Origin of the sequence: Pseudomonas sp. AM8 (assembly GCF_036346475.1) — a bacterium.
Taxonomy (GTDB): Bacteria; Pseudomonadota; Gammaproteobacteria; order Pseudomonadales; family Pseudomonadaceae; genus Aquipseudomonas; species Aquipseudomonas marginalis.
Genome location: NZ_JAOTNX010000010.1, coordinates 175268 through 195461 on the forward strand (window position 1 = coordinate 175268; position 20194 = coordinate 195461).

Sequence of the window (20194 nt, forward strand, 5' to 3'; positions counted from 1 at the left end):
ATGTGGGAGGGGGCAAGCCCCTCCCACATTTGATTTGCAGTGTGGTTTAGAACGGCACATCCCCAAGAATCGTCGCCCGATGCATCACCCGCCGTTGCGGCCGGTAGTCATCCACCGCGTAATGTTGGGTCACGCGGTTATCCCAGAAGGCCACGTCGTTCTCCTGCCAGCGCCAGCGGAGGGTGAATTCCGGGCGTGTCGCGTGGGCGAACAGCAGCTTGAGAATCGCCTCGCTTTCCGCCGGTTCCAGTTCATTGATCCTGGTGGTAAACCCATCACTGACAAACAGCGACTTACGCCCGCTCACCGGATGCGTGCGCACGACCGGGTGTGACAGAGGTGGGTTTTTCCTGCGGGTTTCTTCCCAGCGCGCCAGGTCTTCGGCGCTGTTGCCAAAGCGTTCCAGCGGGAAGGATTTGGTGAAGTCGTGGGTAGCCGTCAGCCCATCGAGCAACCGCTTCAACGGCTCGGACAACGCCTCGTAAGCCGCGATGCCACTGGCCCACAGCGTATCGCCGCCGTACGCCGGCAGCAGCTTGGCACTCAGCACCGCACCGAGGGCCGGGGTGGGCAGGAAGGTCACATCGGTGTGCCATACGGCGTTATCGCGCACGTCGGTGACGGCGGTGTCGAGGATCAGCACTTCGGGCTGTTCCGGCACGTTGGGGTAGATCGGGTGGATGTGCAGGTCGCCGAAGTTCGCCGCGAACCGCGCCTGTTGCGGCGGGGTGATCGGCTGGCCACGGAAGAACAGCACCGAATGGCTGAGCAACGCCTGTTCGATGGCATCGCGATGTTCGGTGCTCAGCGGCCGGGTAATATCGACGCCACTGATCTGGGCGCCCAGGGCGGTGCTCAAGGGGGTAACGGTCAGGCTGCTCATGCTGTTCTCACTCAATGTGCCTGGCCATGCCAAGGCACTAACTTACGCTGCAGGGCGCGCAGGCCCATTTCCATGGCGAAGGCGATCAGGGCGATCACCAGGATCCCCAGCACCACCACATCGGTCACCAGGAACTGCGCCGCCGATTGCACCATGAAACCCAGGCCGCTGGTGGCGGCGATCAGTTCGGCGGCGACCAGGGTCGACCAGCCCACACCCAGGCCGATACGCACCCCGGTGAGGATGTCGGGCAGGGCGCTCGGCAGGATCACATGGCGAATCAGCTGCGCACGGGTGGCGCCCAGCGACTGCGCCGCCCGCAGCTTGGCCGGGTCGACGGTGCGTACGCCGGTCGCGGTGGCGATGGCGATGGGCGCAAAGATCGCCAGGTAAATCAGCAGCACCTTGGACAGCTCGCCGATACCGCACCAGATCACGATCAATGGCAGGTAAGCCAGGGGCGGAATCGGCCGGTAAAACTCGATCAGCGGGTCGAGAATGCCGCGGGCGATGCGGTTGGCGCCGATGGCAATGCCTACCGGCACGGCGGTCAGCACCGCGAAGCCCAGGCCCAGGCCGATCCGGCTGAGGCTCGCGCCCAGGTGCTGCCACAAGGTGGAATCCATATAGCCCGTAGTCGCCAGCAGCCAGCCTTTTTGCAGCACGGCCGAGGGCGGTGGCAGGAACAACGGTTCGATCAGGCCGGTGGCGGTGACGGCCCACCAGAGGGCCAGCAAGGCGACCAGGGTCAACAGGCTGATCCAGCGTGTACTCAGGCTGCGACGCACAGGAATGACCGCGTGCGCCACCGGCTTGGCAGCGGTGGCGGGGAGTTCGTAGCTGCTCATGCGGACACCTGCCGTTGCGAGAACACTTTGCCCAGCACGTGTTCGCGGGTTTCGATAAAGCGCGGGTCGGACTTGATCGCCCGCGCCGACTCACCGGCCGCGTAGCGCTGGCCGAAGTCCAGGTGCAGGCGCTCGACGATCTGGCCCGGGTTGGGCGCCAGCAGGATCAGGTCGGTGGCGAGGAACACCGCTTCTTCGATGTCATGGGTAATCAGGAACACCGGCTTGGCCGTGCGCCGCCAGACTTGCAGCAACAGTTCCTGCATCTGCTCACGGGTGAAGGCATCGAGGGCGCCGAAGGGTTCGTCCATCAGCAGCACGCGCGGGTCGGCGGCCAGGGCGCGGGCCAGGCCGACGCGTTGCTTCTGGCCGCCGGAGAGTTGCCAGATGCGGCGATTGTCGAAGCCGGCGAGGTCAACCAGGGCGAGCATTTCCCGGGCGCGCACTTCGCGCTGCGCCTTGGGCATGCCGGCCAGTTCCAGGCCGAAACCGACGTTGGCCAGCACGTCCTGCCAGGGCAACAGCGCGTCGTCCTGGAACACCACGCCGCGTTCGGCGCTGGGGCCTTTGACCGGTACGCCATCGAGGGTGATGCGCCCGGCAGAAGGCTCGACAAAGCCGGCAATCAGGTTCAACAGCGAAGTCTTGCCACTGCCGGACGGGCCGAGGGCCACCAGCAGCTGCTGGGGCCCCAGGTCGAGTGAAATGTCAGACAGTACCGGTTCTGTGGCGCCTGGGTACTGTGCGCTGATGCGCTCCAGTTGTAGCAAGGCCATCGCGATGAACTCCTTGAATCAGTTAGTGATGAACTTGGCGCTGACGTAAGGGGCGTAGTCCGGCAGCACGGCGTCGACCTTGCCTTGCTCCTTGAGGAAGGCAGCGGTATCGGTCACGGCCTTGGTGGTTGGTGCGCCCAGCAGGGTCACCTGGTCAGCGGCCAGCGGGTAGACGTTGCCTTGCAGCAGCAGCGGGATGTCGCTGGCCTTGGCGCCGGAGAGTTTCACCAGTTTGTCGACGTTGCCTGTGTCGGCGAGCCAGGCTTGTGGGTCTTTGCGGTAGGCGGCGTAGGCATCCAGGGTGACCTTGGCGAAGGCGGTGACGATTTCCGGGTGCTTCTGCGCGAAGTCCTTGCGCACGATCCAGGCATCGAAGGTCGGCGCGCCGAACTTGGCCAGCTCGCCGGAGGTGATCAGCACCTTGCCGTTTTCCTTGGCCACGCCCAGGGCTGGGTCCCATACGTAAGTGGCGTCGATGTCACCGCGCTTCCAGGCCGCGATGATCGCCGGCGGTGCGAGGTTGAGGATGGTCACTTTCGATGGGTCGATGTTCCAGTGCTTCAGCGCGGCCAGCAGGCTGTAGTGGCCGGTGGACACGAAGGGCACGGCGATTTTCTTGCCGATCAGGTCCTGGGGGCTGTTGATCCCGGAACCATTGCGTGCCACCAGGGCTTCGGCACCGCCAATCTGGGTGGCAACCAGGAAAGTTTCCACCGGCACTTTGCGGGTGATCGCGGCGGTCAGAGGGCTGGAGCCGAGGTAGCCGATCTGCACGTCGCCGGAGGCGATGGCGGCGATGATGTCGGCGCCATTATCGAATTTGCGCCAGTCGATCTTGGCGTTGGTGGCTTTTTCATACGCGCCGTCGGCCTGGGCGACTTTGGCCGGGTCTACGGTGGTCTGGTAGGCGATGGTCACATCCGCCGCCTGGGCAAACAGGCTGGCACCGGCCAGGGACAACGCGGCCATGAGGCGCAGAGGGGTTAACAGTTTCAAGGGGAAGCTCCTCAATCAGGCGGCCGAGGGTCGGCGTGTGAGGAGACTAAATGATCTAAGAATCCGAAAATAAATAACATTTTCGAATTAGCTTATGGGCGAAAGGTTGAAGCGAATCTTGAGCTTGATGAGGGCAAATGTGGGAGGGGCTTGCCCCCTCCCACATTTTGAGCCGGGTTCGGCTTCTGTTAGTTGCTGATCGCCAGAATGCTCGCCTGGTACGACCCGACAAACACGTCAAAATCGCCCACTTCGTTCTGCTCCAGTTCCGCTTGCTGCGCCAGCGACGTGCGCGCCAGCTCTTCAAAGCGTGCCTGCTCTTCAGCCGGCAACGGCTCGCGGCGGAAGTACTCGGCGTGCACCTCGCTCTGATGCAGGGAGAACTGCGCGAAACTCTCTTTGCGCTCGGCCATCGCCGCCAGTACCTGCGCCGAAGGGGTCAGGGACGGGTCCTTGACCTTGGCCAGTTGGGCGTCCAGTGCCTGGCTGTGTTCGGTGATGCCGTGGCTTTCATCCAGCAGCGCAGCCAGCGGGGCAATCTTCTCCAGAAGCTCGGTGGCCCATTCCTTCATGTCCACGGCCTGGCCCTTGCGCTGCAATTGCAGGCCCGGGCGCCGGCCTTCCTTGACCACGCTGAGGAAGTTGGACGTGGCGTTGCCGCACTCGTTGTCGGCGAACAGCGGGCTGTCGTTCAGCGCGCAGTACAGCAGGAATGCGTCGAGGAAACGCGACTCCGGCAGGTCGATGCCCATCGGCAGGAACGGGTTGATGTCCAGGCAGCGCACTTCGATGTACTGGATGCCGCGGGCCATCAGCGCCTGGATCGGCCGCTCGCCGGTGTAGGTCACGCGCTTGGGACGGATGTTGGAGTAGTACTCGTTTTCGATCTGAAGGATGTTGGTGTTGAGCTGTACCCACTCACCGTCCTTATGCGTGCCGACTTCGACATAGGGCGCGTAGGGCGTTGCCACCGCTTCGCGCAGGCTGTCGGTGTAGCTGCTCAGGTCGTTGTAGCACGGCGTCAGGCCGGCCTGGGCGTTGCTCTGGTAACCCAGGTCGCTCATGCGCAGGCTGGTGGCGTACGGCAGGTACAGGGTGTCGGCGTCGAGCACTTCCAATTGGTGCGAGCGACCGCGCAGGAAACCCGCGTCCAGGGCCGGCGAGGCGCCGAACAGGTACATCAGCAGCCAGCTGTAGCGGCGGAAGTTGCGGATCAGCGCGATATAGGCCGTGGACTGATAGTCGCGGTCGGTGCCGACGAAGCCTTCAGTCTCCTTGAGCAGCGGCCATAGCTGTTCCGGCAGGGAAAAGTTGTAGTGGATGCCGGCGATGCACTGCATGGTCTTGCCGTAACGCAGGGCCAGGCCCTTGCGGTACACGTACTTGAGCTGTCCGATATTGGAGGTGCCGTAGTAGGCAATCGGAATGTCTTCCTCGGCCGGCAACGGGCACGGCATCGAGGGGCTCCACAGGTATTCACTGCCGAGCTTGGTGTAGGCAAAACGATGGATCTTGTCCAGGCTGCTCAGGGTGTCGGCCGGGTTGGGCAGGGCCGGGGTAATGAACTCCAGCAGCGATTCCGAGTAGTCGGTGGTGATCTGTTCATGGGTCAACGCGGCGCCCAGGGCTTCGGGGTGCGGCGTTTGTGCCAGGCGACCCTCACCGGTGACACGTAGGCATTCACGCTCGATGCCGTGCAAGCACTGCTCTAGCAGGGAGAGGTGTTCGCGCTTGCCGAGCAGGGCCAGGCGGCGGTTGAGAAGTTCGCTCAAGTTGGATTCCTTCACGCGTCAGTCGCCCCAATATGGGGGTGGGCAGGACGGTCTACAAGGGTGAAGTTAAAACTGGCGTGATCGCCTGGTTTTGAGTCGATTTGACCCGCGTTAAAAAAGCCTACTTCACTCCATGAATTGGGCTATAGCGCAGCAAGAAAATTCCGACGCTGTTATCGCAGCGCCGAAATTAACTCAAATCGGGGGCGGGGAGCTATAGGACAGCGAACGTGCCCTGTGCTTTTGCGACAAGTCTTTCGTCCTGATACACATCGGCTTCGACCACCAGCGTGCGCCGGCCGGCGTGGATCACCCGGCTGGTGCACATCACATCACCGTCTTCCACGGCGCGGATGTAGTTGATCTTGCATTCGATGGTCGCGCTCTGCTGATCAAAACCATGGGCGCTGGAACACGCCAGCCCCATGGTGATGTCCACCAGGCTGAAAATCGCCCCGCCATGGAGCTTGCCCGCGCGGTTGCGCAGGTGCGGCTCCAGGGTCAGGGCCACTTCGGCAACGCCTTCTTCGAGGCGTTGCAGGCGGCAGCCGATCAGTTCGCTGAACGCGCTCTGGGTCAAACCGGCGGGGATTTCCATCAGCGTTTCTTCAACTGCTTGGCGTTGGCGAACAGCGAGGCCATGGCGTTGTTGCTTGGCGCTGCGGTGGCGGTTTCCTTGCGCGGTTGACTGTTTTCAGAGCGGTTCTGCGACTGGCGCGGCGCCGAGCCAGGACGTGCACCACGGGCGCCGTCGATTTTTTCGCCTGGGGTATCGCTCATGCGCATCGACAGGCCAACGCGTTTGCGCGGGATGTCGACTTCCATGACCTTGACCTTGACCACATCACCGGCCTTCACGGCTTCGCGCGGATCCTTGATGAACTTCTCCGAAAGCGCAGAGATGTGCACCAAACCGTCCTGATGCACGCCGATGTCCACAAACGCGCCGAAGTTGGTCACGTTGGTGACCACGCCTTCGAGGATCATGCCCAGTTGCAGGTCCTTGAGGTCTTCGACGCCGTCCTGGAACTCGGCGGTCTTGAACTCGGGACGCGGGTCGCGGCCAGGTTTTTCCAGCTCTTGCAGGATGTCGGTGATGGTCGGCACGCCGAAGGTTTCGTCGGTGTACTTCTTTGGGTCCAGGCGCTTGAGGAACGCGGCGTCGCCGATCAACGAGCGGATGTCGCGGTCGGTCTCGGCGGCGATACGTTGCACCAACGGATAGGCTTCCGGGTGAACGGCGGACGAATCCAGCGGGTTGTCGCCGTTCATTACGCGCAGGAAACCGGCGGCTTGCTCGAAGGTTTTTTCACCCAGGCGGGCGACTTTTTTCAGCGCGGCACGGGTTTTGAACGCACCGTTTTCGTCGCGGTGAGTGACGATGTTCTGCGCCAGGGTGGCATTGAGGCCGGAGATACGCGCCAGCAGCGCCACGGAGGCGGTGTTCACGTCCACGCCCACGGCGTTTACGCAGTCTTCCACCACCGCATCCAGGCCGCGTGCCAGTTTCAGCTGTGACACGTCGTGCTGGTACTGGCCGACACCGATGGATTTAGGATCGATTTTCACCAGCTCTGCCAGCGGATCCTGCAGGCGACGGGCGATGGACACCGCGCCACGGATCGACACGTCGAGGTCCGGGAATTCCTTGGAGGCCAGTTCCGACGCCGAGTACACCGAAGCACCGGCTTCGGAGACCATCACCTTGGTCATCTTCATGGCTGGGTATTTTTTGATCAGTTCGGCGGCCAGCTTGTCGGTTTCACGGCTGGCAGTGCCGTTGCCGATGGAGATCAGGTCCACCGCATGCTTGGCGCACAGGGCGGCCAGGATGGCGAGGGTCTGGTCCCACTTGTTGTGCGGCACGTGTGGGTACACGGTGGCGTGGTCCAGCAGCTTGCCGGTGGCATCGACCACGGCGACCTTGCAGCCGGTGCGCAGGCCCGGGTCGAGGCCCAGGGTGGCGCGCGGGCCGGCCGGTGCGGCCAGCAGCAGGTCGTGCAGGTTGTGGGCGAAGACGTTGATCGCCTCGGTTTCTGCGCCGTCGCGCAACTCGCCGAGCAGGTCGGTTTCCAGGTGGGTGTAGAGCTTGACCTTCCAGGTCCAGCGCACGACTTCACCGAGCCACTTGTCCGCAGGACGATTCTGATTCTGGATGCCGAATTGTTGGCCGATCATGCCCTCGCACGGGTGCATGGTGCCCGGCAATTCGTCGCCGACTTTCAGCGCGGAGCTGAGAATGCCTTCGTTGCGGCCACGGAAAATCGCCAGCGCACGGTGGGACGGCATGCTTTTCAGCGGTTCGTCGTGTTCGAAGTAGTCGCGGAACTTGGCGCCTTCTTCCTCTTTGCCGGCGATGACGCGGGCGCTGAGGGTGGCTTCCTGTTTCAGGTAGTTGCGCAGTTTTTCCAGCAGGTTGGCGTCTTCGGCGAAGCGCTCCATCAGGATGTACTTGGCACCTTCGAGGGCGGCCTTGACGTCGGCAACGCCTTTCTCTGCGTTGACGAAGCGCGCGGCTTCGGTGTCCGGGGTCAGCGAGGGGTCGTTGAACAGGCCGTCGGCCAGTTCGCCCAGGCCGGCTTCCAGGGCGATCTGGCCCTTGGTGCGGCGCTTCTGTTTGTACGGCAGGTAAAGGTCTTCGAGGCGGGTCTTGGTGTCGGCGAGCTTGATGTCGCGTTCAAGCTGAGGCGTCAGCTTGCCCTGCTCCTCGATGCTGGCGAGGATGCTGATACGCCGTTCGTCGAGTTCTCGCAGGTAGCGCAGGCGTTCTTCAAGGTGCCGCAGCTGGATGTCGTCGAGGCTGCCGGTCACTTCTTTCCGGTAACGGGCGATGAAGGGCACCGTGGAGCCTTCATCCAGTAGAGCGACGGCCGCTTCGACCTGTTGTGGGCGTACGCCGAGTTCTTCGGCGATGCGGCTGTTGATGCTGTCCATAAAACCACCTGAAATTCTGAAAAGCAGCCCGCAGGCCCGGGAAACAAGGCCTGGCGCGGCTGGTTGAGCGGCCCGACCGGCGCCGCTACCTGGGTCAAGAGGCAGCCTATTGACCCTCGAAATCGAAAAAATCACCACAAGCGGGGAAAAAAAGCCCGGCAGTAAACGGCAACGATCTGACGTTGCCCTGCACGAAGGCGCCGCATTATAACCAGCGTTCTGCCCTTGGGGGGTACTGCGCCAGTGGTTGGAAGGCGAGGGTTCGCTGGCAGTAGAGGAAAAATCTGCTAACAATGCACACGGTGCGTATAACGGCAGCTACGCCATAATGCGCGCCGAGATAAGAGGAGCATCCAATGAGCAGCACTGCACAAACTGCTGAAGGCGAAAAAATTCTCATCGTTGATGACGATCCGGGGCTGAGCAGCCTGCTGGAGCGTTTCTTCAACTCCAAGGGCTACCGTGCCCGCGCGGTGCCGAACACCGAGCAGATGGACCGTCTCCTGGGGCGTGAAGTATTCAACCTGGTCGTACTCGACCTGATGCTGCCCGGCGAAGACGGCCTCACCGCCTGCAAGCGCCTGCGCGGCGCGAACAACCAGATTCCAATCGTCATGCTGACCGCCAAGGGCGATGAGCTGAGCCGCATCAAGGGTCTCGAGCTGGGCGCCGATGACTACCTTGCCAAGCCTTTCAACCCTGACGAGTTGATGGCGCGGGTCAAAGCCGTGCTGCGTCGTCAGGCGCCGCCGGTACCGGGCGCGCCGGGCAGCGAAGACGAAAGCGTCACCTTTGGCGACTACGAGCTGTCGCTGGCGACCCGCGAGCTCAAGCGTGGCGACGAAGTGCATATGCTCACCACCGGTGAATTCGCCGTGCTCAAGGCGCTGGTGATGAACGCGCGTCAGCCGCTGACCCGCGACAAACTGATGAACTTGGCACGCGGTCGCGAATGGGACGCCCTGGAACGCTCCATCGACGTGCAGATTTCCCGTCTGCGCCGGATGATCGAGCCGGACCCGTCCAAACCTCGGTATATCCAGACTGTCTGGGGTGTGGGCTATGTGTTTGTGCCGGATGGCACCGCAACCAAGTGACCGATGATTTGCAGGGCGGGCATCCTGGCGCTTGACTCCATGAGGGTCGACGGGATGCCCGGCGTCTGCAATTCTGCGAGCGCCGCTCGTTCCTGCAAGGTGTCCAGCTGTCTTCTATGAAAACCCCTCTGTGGTTCCCGCAAAGTTTCTTCTCCCGCACCCTTTGGCTGGTGCTGATCGTCGTGCTGTTTTCCAAGGCGCTGACACTGGTTTATCTGCTGATGAACGAAGACGTGCTGGTGGACCGGCAGTACAGCCACGGTGTCGCCCTGACGCTGCGTGGTTACTGGGCTGTAGACCCTGAGAACCGCGAAAAGGTAGCCAAGGCCTCGACGTTGACCCGCGTTGACGGGGCTGGTGTACCCGAGGGTGAGCAGCATTGGCCCTACAGCGAGATCTACCAGCGCCAGATGCAGGCCGAACTGGGCGAGGACACCGAGGTGCGCTTGCGCATGCATGTTTCACCTGCGCTGTGGGTAAGGGCGCCGAGCCTTGGTGATGCCTGGATCAAGGTTCCGCTGTATCCGCACCCTTTGCGGGGGCAGAAGATCTGGAACGTGTTGGGTTGGTTCCTGGCCATCGGCTTGCTTTCCACCGCGTCGGCGTGGATTTTCGTTCGCCAGCTCAACCAACCGCTTAAGCGCCTGGTGTTTGCCGCCCGCCAATTGGGCCAGGGGCGCAGCGTGCGCCTGCCGGTCAGCGATACGCCCAGTGAAATGACCGAGGTGTATGGCGCCTTCAACCAGATGGCGGAGGATGTCGAACAGGCCGGGCGGGAGCGCGAGCTGATGCTGGCGGGGGTGTCCCATGACTTGCGCACGCCCTTGACGCGATTGCGCCTGTCCCTGGAGCTGATGGGCAACCATAGCGACCTCACCGACGACATGGTTCGCGACATCGAAGACATGGACGCGATTCTCGACCAGTTCCTGGCGTTTATCCGTGATGGTCGTGACGAGGTGGTGGAGGAAGTCGATCTCACGGACCTGGTGCGTGAGGTTGTGGCGCCCTACAACCAGAATGGCGAGCAAGTGCGCATGCGCCTTGAGCCGATCCAGCCGTTTGCGTTGCGTCGGGTGTCGATGAAGCGCCTGCTGAACAACCTGATCGGCAACGCTTTGCACCACGCCGGTTCGGATGTTGAAGTGGCTGCGTATGTGTCTGGCGACAGTGCTGCGCCGTACGTAGTGCTGAGTGTGATGGACCGGGGGGCGGGCATCGATCCGGACGAGCTGGAGGGTATCTTCAACCCCTTCACCCGTGGCGACCGTGCCCGGGGTGGCAAAGGGACCGGCTTGGGGCTGGCGATCGTGCGGCGGATTGCGTCGATGCACGGCGGCAATGTCGAGTTGCGTAACCGCGAAGGCGGTGGCCTTGAGGCGCGGGTACGCTTGCCGCTTGGGCTGATGCTGCCCAGAGATGCGGTATAGAAACAGCTGCAAGTTTCAAGCTTGAAGCCGCAAGAGAAAGGCACACAGCTTTTGCCCTTTCTTGCAGCTTATAGCTTGAAGCTGACAGCTCCCGTCTCTAACCCTTGCCCTTGGTCCTGGTCATATTCGGTCCACCATTCTTCTCCAGATGTTGAATGATGATCCCCGCCACATCCTTCCCAGTGGTGGTCTCTATCCCTTCCAGGCCCGGCGACGAGTTCACCTCCATTACCAGTGGCCCATGGTTGGAGCGCAGGATATCCACACCCGCCACTGCCAACCCCATGACCTTGGCCGCCCGCAGCGCGGTCATGCGTTCTTCCGGGGTGATCTTGATCAGGCTGGCGCTGCCGCCACGGTGCAGGTTGGAGCGGAACTCTCCGGGCTTGGCCTGGCGCTTCATGGCTGCGATCACCTTGTCGCCCACCACGAAGCAGCGAATATCCGCACCGCCGGCTTCCTTGATGTACTCCTGGACCATGATGTTCTGCTTGAGGCCCATGAATGCCTCGATCACGGATTCCGCTGCGGTCGCGGTTTCACACAGCACCACACCGATGCCCTGGGTGCCTTCCAGCACCTTGATCACCAGCGGCGCGCCGTTGACCATTTCGATCAGGTCGGGAATGTCGTCGGGGGAGTGGGCAAAGCCGGTGACCGGCAGGCCGATGCCCCGCCGCGAGAGCAGTTGCAACGAGCGTAATTTGTCCCGCGAGCGTGCAATGGCCACGGATTCATTGAGGGGGAAAACCCCCATCATTTCGAATTGGCGCAACACGGCGCAGCCATAGAACGTCACCGAGGCGCCAATCCGAGGGATCACCGCATCAAACCCCTCCAGCGGTTTACCGCGGTAATGGATCTGCGGCTTGTGGCTGGCGATGTTCATATAGGCACGCAACGTGTCGATCACCACCATTTCGTGGCCACGTTCGGTGCCGGCCTCGACCAGGCGGCGGGTGGAATACAGACGCGGGTTTCGCGACAGCACAGCAATCTTCATGCAGCACCTGGGGCAGAAATAGTAGAGACCGGGAACACCGGCTTGTCTTGAACGTACTTGACGCCGGGATTGACCACCAGGTGGCCGTCAATCAGCGCCTTGGAACCCAGCAACAGGCGATAACGCATGGCTTTGCGGCAGGCCAGGGTGAACTCCACCCGCCATACCCGATCACCCAGTGCCAGGGTGGTGCTGATCACGTAGCGCACCTGCGCATGGCCATTGGAGCTCTTGATGGTTTTCATCGTCACCAGGGGCGCTTCGCAGCGGCGGTGACGCAGTTGCACGACGCTGCCCAGGTGCGCGGTAAAGCGCACCCACTTCTCGCCGTCGCGCTCAAACGGCTCGATGTCGGTGGCATGCAGGCTGGAGGTGCTGGCACCGGTGTCGATCTTGGCACGCAGGCCTGCCACTCCCAAGTCGGGAAGTGCCACCCATTCACGCAGACCTACAACGGTCAAATGGTCAAATGTCTTCAATATGGGTAACCGGTCAATTCGCCCACGCCTGAGGAGAAACCTCGGCCAGGGCTTTGAATGCAGGCTTGGCGAACCAGTAGCCTTGCATCAGAAATATTCCACAGTCAGACAGAAAGTCGCGTTCGCCGGCACTTTCGATGCCTTCGGCGATGACAGTAACGTTCAACTGCTCACAGATTGTGACAATCCCCTGGACGATCACCTGACGGACACGATCCTGGTCGACATCGCGGATCAGCGCCATGTCGAGTTTGATCAAGTCAGGTTGGAAATCAGCCAACAGATTCAGCCCCGAATAGCCCGCGCCGAAATCATCGATAGCGGTCTTGAAGCCGAATTCGCGGTATTCACGCAGAATATTCGTCAAATGGCGATAGTTATCTACATGCTCGCTTTCCAGTGTCTCGAAAATCAGTTGATCCAGCGGAAAATTGTGCGCGCGCGCCGCCTCCAGGGTGCTGCGGATGCACAACTCCGGACGGTACACGGCGTTGGGCATGAAGTTGATGGAAAGGTGGGTTTGCATCCCCAAAGCTGCAGCACCGGCAATCGCCTGGGTGCGGCAGCGCTGGTCGAAGCGGTAGCGGTTGCTGTCGTTGACCTGGTCCAGCACCGACAATGCCCCTTCGCCCTGTGTACCGCGCACCAAGGCTTCGTGGGCAAAAATCGAATGGTCCCGAAGGTCAACGATAGGCTGGTAGGCGAAAGCAAACTCGAAACCCAAGGGTTCGCTTTGCTGGCAGCCTGGGCAACGCTGTTCAGGCGAGGTGAGTGAAGTAGGAAAGTCGGTCACGGCGTATCCTCGCGAAAACAGGGTGCTACCTGGCGTATCTTAGGTGAGCCTTGAGGTTTATGCGTCGAAGGGTTTCAACGTTACAGTTGCGACATTTGTCAGAGCGAGGAATTCAAGTGGCTCAAAAGCAGGAAGAGGAAGAAAAGGTCCGTCTGGACAAGTGGCTTTGGGCGGCGCGTTTCTTTAAGACACGTGCCTTGGCCAAGGCCGCGATTGAGAGCGGCAAGGTGCATCATCGAGGCGAGCGCTGTAAGCCGGGCAAAGAGCCACGTGTCGGTGATGAGCTGCAGATTCGGATAGGTTTTGACGAAAAGACCGTCGTGGTTCAGGCACTTTCCATCGTGCGCCGTGGCGCTCCCGAAGCACAGGCGCTGTACACCGAAACCGAAGCCAGCATTGCCAGGCGCGAAAATGCGGCTGCCCTGCGCAAGGCGGGCGCCACGGGGATGACCACCGATGGCAAGCCGAGCAAGAAGCAGCGCCGCGACCTGTTCAAGTTTCGCGGCAGTGGCAATGATGACTGATCGCGCAGCGGCCCATTCAAATGTGGGAGGGGGCTTGCAGCGTTAAGGGGATGTACGCACGACGCTCAATCCACTGATCACTGGCAGCTTGCCAAGTAACCTGAAGATCGGCGTCGTCACGTGTAACAAAGCGGCCGACACCTTCGCTGCAAACGGCGTGTAACAACCCCAGCCCAACGCCAACAGTGCCAGCAGCACCCCGCCGATATAGTCGTCCTGCCCCCAATGCGCGCCCGCTACCAGCCGCGGCATCATGAACAACAGCGCCAGGCCCCAGATCACCAGCACCTGGCCGATACGCTTGGCGAACACGCTCATGAACATTGCCCAGATCAGCAACACCGAGGCGTGATCCCCCGGAAAGCTTTGGCTTGAGCGGTCCTTCAGCTCCCAGGTCTTCTCCAGCCCCGGGAAATAGTCGCTCATCTGGATCGCCCCGGCGAGGACCATCGACGGGCTGCTGTGTTGCCAGCCCATCTGCGCTGCGAGTTTGGAAAACAGCATGCGGATAAACAGCAAGAGCAACAAAACACCGACAAAACCTAACAGGGCCTGGCGTACCTGCGCGGCTTTGAACACCCAGTCGCCGCGAATCATCAGCATCAGCAGGATCACCCCGACCACCGCATCAAACGGCCGCAAACTGGCCACGGCCCACACGTGCAGCCATGTCGCGTTGCTCGCCAGCGGGTCGTTGAGAAGGTGAAACAGCCACTCGTCGAAAATCACACACAGCATCTGCCCCGTGGGCCACAGCCAAAAACACAGCAGCCCGATAGCGAGTAGATTGCACAGAGCCCATCGCCGGAGGTTCCACTTGGCTTGGAACAAACCCGGATTGTTCATAAACTGTCCCTCTTCGCTCTAAATAAGCTCTCTGTTTCCAGGAGAAAGCCGCACCAAGATGGTGCTAAAGCGTTTAATTTTATAAACCTTGTAACCAATTTGTCATCAATTCAGATACCCAGACCTATGACTGATCTACCGGATACCGACTTCACCCAACGCTTCATCTTCGATGAGAGCGACGCCCGCGGCGAAATGGTTTCGTTGGAGCGCAGCTACGCCGAAGTCCTCGCCAAGCACCCCTATCCGGAACCGGTCGCACAACTGCTCGGTGAGCTGATGGCCGCTGCTGCGTTGCTGGTAGGCACCATGAAGTTCGACGGTTTGCTGATCCTGCAAGCCCGTTCCGAAGGGCCGATTCCGCTGTTGATGATCGAGTGCTCCAGCGAGCGCGAAATCCGTGGCCTGGCCCGTTATGAAGCCGACCAGATTGCCCCGGACGCCAGCCTGGCCGAGCTGATGCCCAACGGTGTCCTGGCGCTCACCGTCGACCCGACCTCAGGCCAACGTTACCAGGGCATCGTCGACCTCGACGGCAAAACGCTGTCGGAATGCTTCACCAACTATTTCGTGATGTCCCAGCAAGTGGGCACCAAGTTCTGGCTCAACGCCGACGGCAAGCGCGCCCGTGGCATGTTGCTGCAACAACTGCCGGCCGACCGTATCAAGGACGACGAAGATCGCGCTGAAAGCTGGCGGCACTGCATTGCCTTGGCCGATACCCTGAAAGCCGAAGAACTGCTGGGCCTGGACAACGAAACCATCCTGCACCGCCTGTACCACGAAGACCCGGTACGCCTGTTCGACGCGCAGACCTTGCACTTCCACTGCAGCTGCTCCCGTGAGCGTTCGGGCAACGCCCTGGTCAGCTTGGGCCTGGAAGATGCGCAGAACCTGGTGGTGGAACACGGTGGCAATATCGAGATCGACTGCCAGTTCTGCAACGAGCGCTACCTGTTCGACGCTGCCGATGTAGCGCAATTGTTCGCTGGCGCAGGCATCGACACGCCTTCCGACACCCGCCACTAAAACGTTTAAGCACAGGTAAATCACCTGTCAAATGCCGGATTAGAGGCGTTCTGACGGGAGGGCCCTACTCTTTTTGGGCTTTTCTGGCATAATCCGGCCCACTTTTTTCGCGGTAGTAGTGCGCAACTTTCTACTACAAAACGTTTGGAGCACTCGGCCACAGGCCGACGGGGAACCTCATGACGCAAGCCAATAACGCCGTATACACCGATCTGAGTGTTGACGATCTGGTCAAAGAAGCCCTGCAGCGCGGTGAAGGCGTGCTTGCCGATACCGGCGCGCTGGTCGTGGAAACCGGTCACCGTACCGGCCGTTCGCCAGTCGACCGTTTCATCGTTGAAGAGCCTTCCACCCAGGATTCCATCGCCTGGGGCCCGATCAATCGCAAGTTCCCGGCCGACAAGTTCGATGCCCTGTGGGCACGCGTCGAGGCGTTCAACAATGCGCAAGAGCATTTCGTTTCCCACGTTCACGTAGGGGCCTCCGAAGACCACTACCTGGCCGTGAAAATGACCACCCAGACTGCCTGGCAGAACCTGTTCGGTCGTTGCCTGTTCATCAACCCGGCCCAGTACAACCCGGCCGGTCGTGACGAGTGGCAAGTGCTCAACGTGGCCAACTTCGAGTGCGTGCCTGAGCGTGATGGCACCAACTCCGACGGTTGCGTGATCCTTAACTTCGCCCAGAAAAAAGTGCTGATCGCCGGCATGCGCTACGCCGGTGAAATGAAGAAAGCCATGTTCTCGGTGCAGAACTACCTGCTGCCGGCTTCCGACGTACTGCCGATGCACTGCGCCGCCAACATTGGCGAAGCCGGCGACGTGACCCTGTTCTTCGGTCTGTCGGGTACCGGCAAGACCACCCTGTCCGCCGACGAAAGCCGCTACCTGATCGGTGACGACGAGCACGGCTGGGGCGAAGGCGTGGTGTTCAACATCGAAGGCGGTTGCTATGCCAAATGCATCGACCTGTCCGAGAAGAACGAGCCGGTGATCTGGAAAGCCATCAAGCACGGCGCCGTGTTGGAAAACGTCGTGATCGACGAGGCCAAGCACGCCGACTATGCTGACGTCAGCCTGACCCAGAACAGCCGCGCCGCCTACCCGCTGGAGCACGTTGCCAAGCGTTCCGAGAAGAACCTGGGCGGCGAGCCAAACGCGGTGATCTTCCTGACCTGCGACCTGACCGGCGTACTGCCGCCCGTGTCCATCCTCAGCGAAGAACAAGCGGCCTACCACTTCCTGTCCGGCTACACCGCACTGGTGGGCTCGACCGAAATGGGTTCGGGCAGCGGCATCAAGTCGACCTTCTCCACCTGCTTCGGCGCACCGTTCTTCCCGCGCCCGGCCGGCGAATATGCAGAGCTGCTGATCAAGCGCATCCGCGGCTTCGGCTCCAAGGTCTACCTGGTCAACACCGGCTGGACCGGCGGTGGCTACGGCGTTGGCAAGCGCTTCAATATCCCGACCACGCGCGGCGTGATCGCAGCGATCCAGAGCGGCGCGTTGATCGGTGCTGAAACCGAACACCTCGACACCATCAACCTCGACGTGCCATTGGCCGTACCGGGCGTTGAGACCGGCCTGTTGAACCCACGTAACACCTGGGCTGACAAGGCCGCTTACGATGAAGCAGCGAAGGCCCTGGCTGGTCTGTTCATCGAGAACTTCAAGAAGTTTGAAGTGAGCGATGCGATCAAGGCTGCGGGTCCGAAGTTGTAAGATTCGGTCGCTGTTAAAAAGCCGCTCCTTGTGAGCGGCTTTTTTGTGCGCGAAAGGTTCGTCGACGATAGGCCGAACCATTGCCCCTCCACCTTTGACTTGCGGTGGACCTGGAGCCGGTATTCGCTCAGCTCAGGTTTTCCAGCGTCTGCGTGTCCCAGCTGTGGGTCTTGATGGCCAGGTAGAGCATGCCGATGGTCAACGGGACCTTGTCGCCATGCCCCTTGCCCCGACGCTTGAGGAACACGTCAAAGACCGGTGGGTTGAAGTAACGATAAGTGTCGTAGTCGCCCAGGTCGAGGGCGAACTCCTGCTCCAGCGCTTCCATGAGCTGCTTGGCTTCGCTGCCGTCACAGCCCAGGTCGAAATTGAGTGAGGTTTGCAGGCGGATGGTCTTGTGTTTCGGCAGGCCGATTTCTTCGTGCAGCAGTTGAAGGAGTTGCTGCATCACGGGGTCTTCGGGGAAGTTAGGGGCGAGGTTCATGGTGGGTGCACGCAGGAGTGGGTGAAGGGGCTGGTTGCGTTGGAGGCGGTATTTGTTTCGAGTGATGAAGAGCGCCAAGCCTATCAAGAATACAAAGACAGGTAGGAGGGGCATTCTGAGGATCACCGCTACATAGGGTAGTAGGAACGTCAAAATAAGGCCTGTTGTAAGAAATGTGACTGCGAAGTGCTTTCTGAGCATTGGGTCTGTGATTTGGTAGTGCAGCACCAAATAGATAATGAGAAAGGAAGCGGATTGAAGGTAAAGGGCCATGCCACTAAGACTCGTCCGAGTAGACATGCATTGAGAGTGTTGACCGCTGAGGCCCTATGCCTCCTCTCACACTGGCATCCAGACCGATGATGATGTCTCCAGCGTGATATCTACGAAGCTTGCCGGAAATCGTATCTCCAACGAAGCCCGCGGTTACGGTTGAAATGGCAATCCCTGGTGCTTTAACCGCTCCGGAGATTATTTGTTTGATGAGCACGTTTTGGTCGTTTAACCGATCGGCCTGATTCCGTCTCAAAGGATGGGAAATCGCGACCGCCCTTTCGCATGGCAAGTCTCTGGCCAGCATTTTTTCGTACAGCCTACGTATCTGATCGCGCACTTGTCGCGCTGCCGTTTTTGTTTCAAGCAGGCATAGATTGGCCAAAGCATGCCGATTGTCAGGCACAACAGTGAAGCGAATCACTGTGAAGATGACGCCATAGTGGCCGATGTGTTGAGCCCTTTCGATGTTCACAGGTTTCTGCCGAGAAAGTTGAGACCGCGCTATTTTCATTCAGCTACGGGTAACTTCTGTAGAGGGTTAAGCGTGTGTTTGGAGCAGTTTGGGAAGGGGATGTCGCGTTGTTTGGAGGTTTCCTACAACGGTTTCCGGCATTTGTGGCTTGGCAGTGCTTTAACAGGCAACGCGGGTCAATGGTAGGAGCGAGCTTGCTCGCGAAAAACTCAAGGACGCCGCGTTTCTTCTGGCTTACCGCGTCATCGTTGATGATTTTCGCGAACAGGCTCGCTTCTAAAAAGGGTGTTGCTTAGATTTGTGCTTGTTCGGTTTGTAGTTGTACGTGTTGCGCCGCTTCCAGCAAATCACAGCCGTCTTGGACGAGCAGGTACAAGGCGTTGGTGATGTGGGAGATGTCTTTGAGGTCGGAGTGTTCGAAGGTCAGGCAGGAGAAGGTTTCCAGTAAGTCGGTGGCTGCGCGGATGCGTTGGTGGGCGGCGGACTGGATGTCTTCGGCTTTGGCTTGGGTGTCGATGAGAAGCGGATGGGTATCAGTGAAATTGGTGCGTAGATGACGATAGCGGTTCATCGTTTCAGGTATTTGCATTTGAAGGTGCTCGGTTTGCTGTTAGGTAACCGACATCACCGTGGCCAAACGGTGGGTGGCGGACTGTGCGCGGGTTGGCCAGCCGGAAACAGCACTCCGACACGTCCGAAGACGTCCCCCACACAGCCGCCATAGCACTGCTATACGAGACGATAGACGTTCGCAGAGCGAGTAATGGCACTTATGTGTGCTGTTTTCCGGGTGACCAAACCCGGCCGCTGATTTGGCAGCGACGGTGCGAACCTTAGAAGTGAGTGTGCGCTCGGGCAATAAACAGATGGTTTAATCGTTCGTGGTTCGATCAGGCGCTGGCAGGCCTGCTGACACACCGCTCAAAAATCGCCTCCAACCCCCGATAATCACACGCCACCGCATCAATATTCGCCGGTATCCATGCCGCGTGTTTGACCAGCCACCAGTTCACTGAAAACCCCGCGTTGACGATGATCTGTTCGAACAAAATCCGCTGCGCCCGGCCGTTGCCCTCGCGGAAGGGGTGGATGACGTTGAGGTCGCCATAGGCTTCGGCAATCCTGCTTATCAACTCGGTTTGGCTGGCACCGACAAACCAGTTTGCTTCTTCCATCTGCCGGATGATCTTCGCGGCTTCCGGGGGGATGCGCTCCGGGGTGCAGAACAGGGTGTCGCCTTTCTGGATGTTCACGCTGCGCAACTCACCGGCCCAGTCGTAGATGTCACCGAACAGCGTGCGGTGGATGTGTTGCAGGCGGTCGAGGTCGTAGGGCGGGGGGAAGAGAGGGAGGTTGCCTACGGCGATTTCGGATAATTCCCGCTCGGCCTGGTGCAGGCGAGTTTCGTCGAGCAAATCGAGGCGGTTGCGCAGGACGCTGCTACCGGGATAGCAGTACGGATCCTGGCCCACCCCGTATTTGTCGAGCATCAGCGTGGCGTGTTGCGGTACTTGGCAAGGACGGCTTCGCGGGTCGGCAGGGGTTTGTCGACGTCGGCCGGTTGGGTGTCGAACCCTTCCAGGCGCAGGCTGGCCAGGTAATTGGAACGGCGGATCTTGTGGTAATGATCCTGTTTTTGCTCAAACGTCAGTTCGCTCATCGCAGCGCACTCCTGGGTAGCAAGGTTTGATTGTAGCGCAATGCTTCAACGGGAAGGCGGGATAAAAACCACGTCACATTCTGTACAAAAAATCCGCCGACACTCGGAATTCAGCGTATGTTTCACCGCAAAATCTTGCAGGGCGATTTCCGCCCGCTACTTAAAGGGAGT

Annotated in this window: 20 protein-coding genes; 5 read left to right on the forward strand and 15 right to left on the reverse strand. The window is 60.4% G+C overall.

The features are described 5' to 3' along the window. Positions 1-46: 46 nt before the first annotated feature. The 7 genes from tauD to V3W40_RS23140 all read right to left on the reverse strand — a co-directional run bounded on the left by tauD (position 47) and on the right by V3W40_RS23140 (position 8209). The gene (tauD, locus tag V3W40_RS23110; protein WP_065948521.1) at positions 47-883 is read right to left on the reverse strand and encodes a taurine dioxygenase; all 837 of its coding nucleotides are present in this window, start codon (positions 881-883) and stop codon (positions 47-49) included. An 11-nt stretch (positions 884-894) separates the two neighbouring features. Then, positions 895-1731: a taurine ABC transporter permease TauC gene (gene tauC / locus V3W40_RS23115; RefSeq protein WP_027605156.1), complete on the reverse strand. Its 837-nt coding sequence runs from the start codon at positions 1729-1731 to the stop codon at positions 895-897. Beyond that, positions 1728-2507, reverse strand: coding sequence for a taurine ABC transporter ATP-binding subunit (gene tauB / locus V3W40_RS23120; protein ID WP_065925820.1), 780 nt, complete (start codon positions 2505-2507; stop codon positions 1728-1730). Before tauB ends, tauC begins: the two co-directional genes overlap by 4 nt. A gap of 18 nt (positions 2508-2525) precedes the next feature. Then, positions 2526-3503 (reverse strand): taurine ABC transporter substrate-binding protein, encoded by a 978-nt coding sequence (gene tauA / locus V3W40_RS23125; protein ID WP_330215697.1) that lies wholly within the window; start codon positions 3501-3503, stop codon positions 2526-2528. Between the two features lie 188 nt (positions 3504-3691). Next, positions 3692-5275 (reverse strand): glutamate--cysteine ligase, encoded by a 1584-nt coding sequence (gene gshA / locus V3W40_RS23130; protein ID WP_330215698.1) that lies wholly within the window; start codon positions 5273-5275, stop codon positions 3692-3694. Between the two features lie 214 nt (positions 5276-5489). Further along, on the reverse strand, positions 5490-5873 hold the full coding sequence (locus V3W40_RS23135; protein WP_090401099.1) for a PaaI family thioesterase: 384 nt from the start codon (positions 5871-5873) through the stop codon (positions 5490-5492). Then, positions 5873-8209, reverse strand: coding sequence for a Tex family protein (locus tag V3W40_RS23140; protein ID WP_330215699.1), 2337 nt, complete (start codon positions 8207-8209; stop codon positions 5873-5875). Before V3W40_RS23140 ends, V3W40_RS23135 begins: the two co-directional genes overlap by 1 nt. A gap of 356 nt (positions 8210-8565) precedes the next feature. On the opposite strand from V3W40_RS23140, the gene ompR reads away from it, so the two are divergent. Both ompR and V3W40_RS23150 read left to right on the forward strand, forming a co-directional pair. After that, a complete protein-coding gene (gene ompR, locus V3W40_RS23145) occupies positions 8566-9306 on the forward strand; it encodes an osmolarity response regulator transcription factor OmpR (RefSeq protein WP_330215700.1) in 741 nt (246 codons plus the stop codon). A 116-nt stretch (positions 9307-9422) separates the two neighbouring features. Beyond that, positions 9423-10736 (forward strand): ATP-binding protein, encoded by a 1314-nt coding sequence (locus V3W40_RS23150; protein ID WP_065925816.1) that lies wholly within the window; start codon positions 9423-9425, stop codon positions 10734-10736. 97 nt (positions 10737-10833) lie between these two features. On the opposite strand, the gene rimK is transcribed toward V3W40_RS23150, so the two are convergent. From rimK to rimA, 3 genes are read right to left on the reverse strand one after another with little or no spacing between them, the layout of a single operon-like run. After that, the gene (gene rimK / locus V3W40_RS23155; RefSeq protein ID WP_003171022.1) at positions 10834-11739 is read right to left on the reverse strand and encodes a 30S ribosomal protein S6--L-glutamate ligase; all 906 of its coding nucleotides are present in this window, start codon (positions 11737-11739) and stop codon (positions 10834-10836) included. Continuing rightward, complete coding sequence (gene rimB / locus V3W40_RS23160) at positions 11736-12218, reverse strand: retropepsin-like aspartic endopeptidase RimB (RefSeq protein ID WP_017526050.1); 483 nt, start codon at positions 12216-12218, stop codon at positions 11736-11738. The genes rimK and rimB overlap by 4 nt, the downstream gene beginning before the upstream one ends. A 13-nt stretch (positions 12219-12231) precedes the next feature. After that, positions 12232-13011, reverse strand: a complete 780-nt coding sequence (gene rimA, locus V3W40_RS23165) for a S6 modification regulatory phosphodiesterase RimA (protein ID WP_330215701.1) — start codon at positions 13009-13011, stop codon at positions 12232-12234. A 116-nt stretch (positions 13012-13127) separates the two neighbouring features. Here rimA and V3W40_RS23170 point away from each other — a divergent pair, with 116 nt between their 5' ends. Continuing rightward, entirely contained in the window at positions 13128-13535 is a 408-nt protein-coding gene (locus tag V3W40_RS23170) for an RNA-binding S4 domain-containing protein (protein ID WP_027605149.1), read from the forward strand. Positions 13536-13577: 42 nt separating this feature from the next. On the opposite strand, the gene V3W40_RS23175 is transcribed toward V3W40_RS23170, so the two are convergent. Continuing rightward, on the reverse strand, positions 13578-14381 hold the full coding sequence (locus V3W40_RS23175) for a phosphatase PAP2 family protein (RefSeq protein ID WP_330215702.1): 804 nt from the start codon (positions 14379-14381) through the stop codon (positions 13578-13580). A 126-nt stretch (positions 14382-14507) separates the two neighbouring features. Here V3W40_RS23175 and hslO point away from each other — a divergent pair, with 126 nt between their 5' ends. Beyond that, positions 14508-15410, forward strand: a complete 903-nt coding sequence (hslO, locus tag V3W40_RS23180) for an Hsp33 family molecular chaperone HslO (RefSeq protein ID WP_027605147.1) — start codon at positions 14508-14510, stop codon at positions 15408-15410. Positions 15411-15589: 179 nt separating this feature from the next. Further along, entirely contained in the window at positions 15590-17131 is a 1542-nt protein-coding gene (locus V3W40_RS23185) for a phosphoenolpyruvate carboxykinase (protein WP_065925812.1), read from the forward strand. A 127-nt stretch (positions 17132-17258) separates the two neighbouring features. Here the strand turns inward: V3W40_RS23185 and V3W40_RS23190 are convergent, their stop codons facing one another. From V3W40_RS23190 to V3W40_RS23205, 4 genes are all read right to left on the reverse strand, one after another. Then, complete coding sequence (locus tag V3W40_RS23190) at positions 17259-17615, reverse strand: DUF1493 family protein (RefSeq protein WP_027605145.1); 357 nt, start codon at positions 17613-17615, stop codon at positions 17259-17261. 1040 nt (positions 17616-18655) lie between these two features. Continuing rightward, positions 18656-18952 (reverse strand): hypothetical protein, encoded by a 297-nt coding sequence (locus V3W40_RS23195; protein ID WP_330215703.1) that lies wholly within the window; start codon positions 18950-18952, stop codon positions 18656-18658. Between the two features lie 301 nt (positions 18953-19253). Then, positions 19254-19853, reverse strand: a complete 600-nt coding sequence (locus V3W40_RS23200; protein ID WP_330215704.1) for a putative adenosine monophosphate-protein transferase Fic — start codon at positions 19851-19853, stop codon at positions 19254-19256. Next, complete coding sequence (locus tag V3W40_RS23205) at positions 19853-20023, reverse strand: YhfG family protein (RefSeq protein ID WP_003236014.1); 171 nt, start codon at positions 20021-20023, stop codon at positions 19853-19855. Before V3W40_RS23205 ends, V3W40_RS23200 begins: the two co-directional genes overlap by 1 nt. Between the last annotated feature and the right edge of the window lie 171 nt (positions 20024-20194).

What these genes read in the sequence shown, in the direction of transcription:
- tauD (WP_065948521.1), bottom strand. Translation starts at nt 883, where the DNA reads ATGAGCAGCCTGACCGTTACCCCCTTGAGCACCGCCCTGGGCGCCCAG.
- tauC (WP_027605156.1), bottom strand. Translation starts at nt 1,731, where the DNA reads ATGAGCAGCTACGAACTCCCCGCCACCGCTGCCAAGCCGGTGGCGCAC.
- tauB (WP_065925820.1), bottom strand. Translation starts at nt 2,507, where the DNA reads ATGGCCTTGCTACAACTGGAGCGCATCAGCGCACAGTACCCAGGCGCC.
- V3W40_RS23135 (WP_090401099.1), bottom strand. Translation starts at nt 5,873, where the DNA reads ATGGAAATCCCCGCCGGTTTGACCCAGAGCGCGTTCAGCGAACTGATC.
- V3W40_RS23140 (WP_330215699.1), bottom strand. Translation starts at nt 8,209, where the DNA reads ATGGACAGCATCAACAGCCGCATCGCCGAAGAACTCGGCGTACGCCCA.
- ompR (WP_330215700.1), top strand. Translation starts at nt 8,566, where the DNA reads ATGAGCAGCACTGCACAAACTGCTGAAGGCGAAAAAATTCTCATCGTT.
- V3W40_RS23150 (WP_065925816.1), top strand. Translation starts at nt 9,423, where the DNA reads ATGAAAACCCCTCTGTGGTTCCCGCAAAGTTTCTTCTCCCGCACCCTT.
- rimK (WP_003171022.1), bottom strand. Translation starts at nt 11,739, where the DNA reads ATGAAGATTGCTGTGCTGTCGCGAAACCCGCGTCTGTATTCCACCCGC.
- V3W40_RS23175 (WP_330215702.1), bottom strand. Translation starts at nt 14,381, where the DNA reads ATGAACAATCCGGGTTTGTTCCAAGCCAAGTGGAACCTCCGGCGATGG.
- hslO (WP_027605147.1), top strand. Translation starts at nt 14,508, where the DNA reads ATGACTGATCTACCGGATACCGACTTCACCCAACGCTTCATCTTCGAT.
- V3W40_RS23185 (WP_065925812.1), top strand. Translation starts at nt 15,590, where the DNA reads ATGACGCAAGCCAATAACGCCGTATACACCGATCTGAGTGTTGACGAT.
- V3W40_RS23190 (WP_027605145.1), bottom strand. Translation starts at nt 17,615, where the DNA reads ATGAACCTCGCCCCTAACTTCCCCGAAGACCCCGTGATGCAGCAACTC.
- V3W40_RS23195 (WP_330215703.1), bottom strand. Translation starts at nt 18,952, where the DNA reads ATGCAAATACCTGAAACGATGAACCGCTATCGTCATCTACGCACCAAT.
- V3W40_RS23200 (WP_330215704.1), bottom strand. Translation starts at nt 19,853, where the DNA reads ATGCTCGACAAATACGGGGTGGGCCAGGATCCGTACTGCTATCCCGGT.
- V3W40_RS23205 (WP_003236014.1), bottom strand. Translation starts at nt 20,023, where the DNA reads ATGAGCGAACTGACGTTTGAGCAAAAACAGGATCATTACCACAAGATC.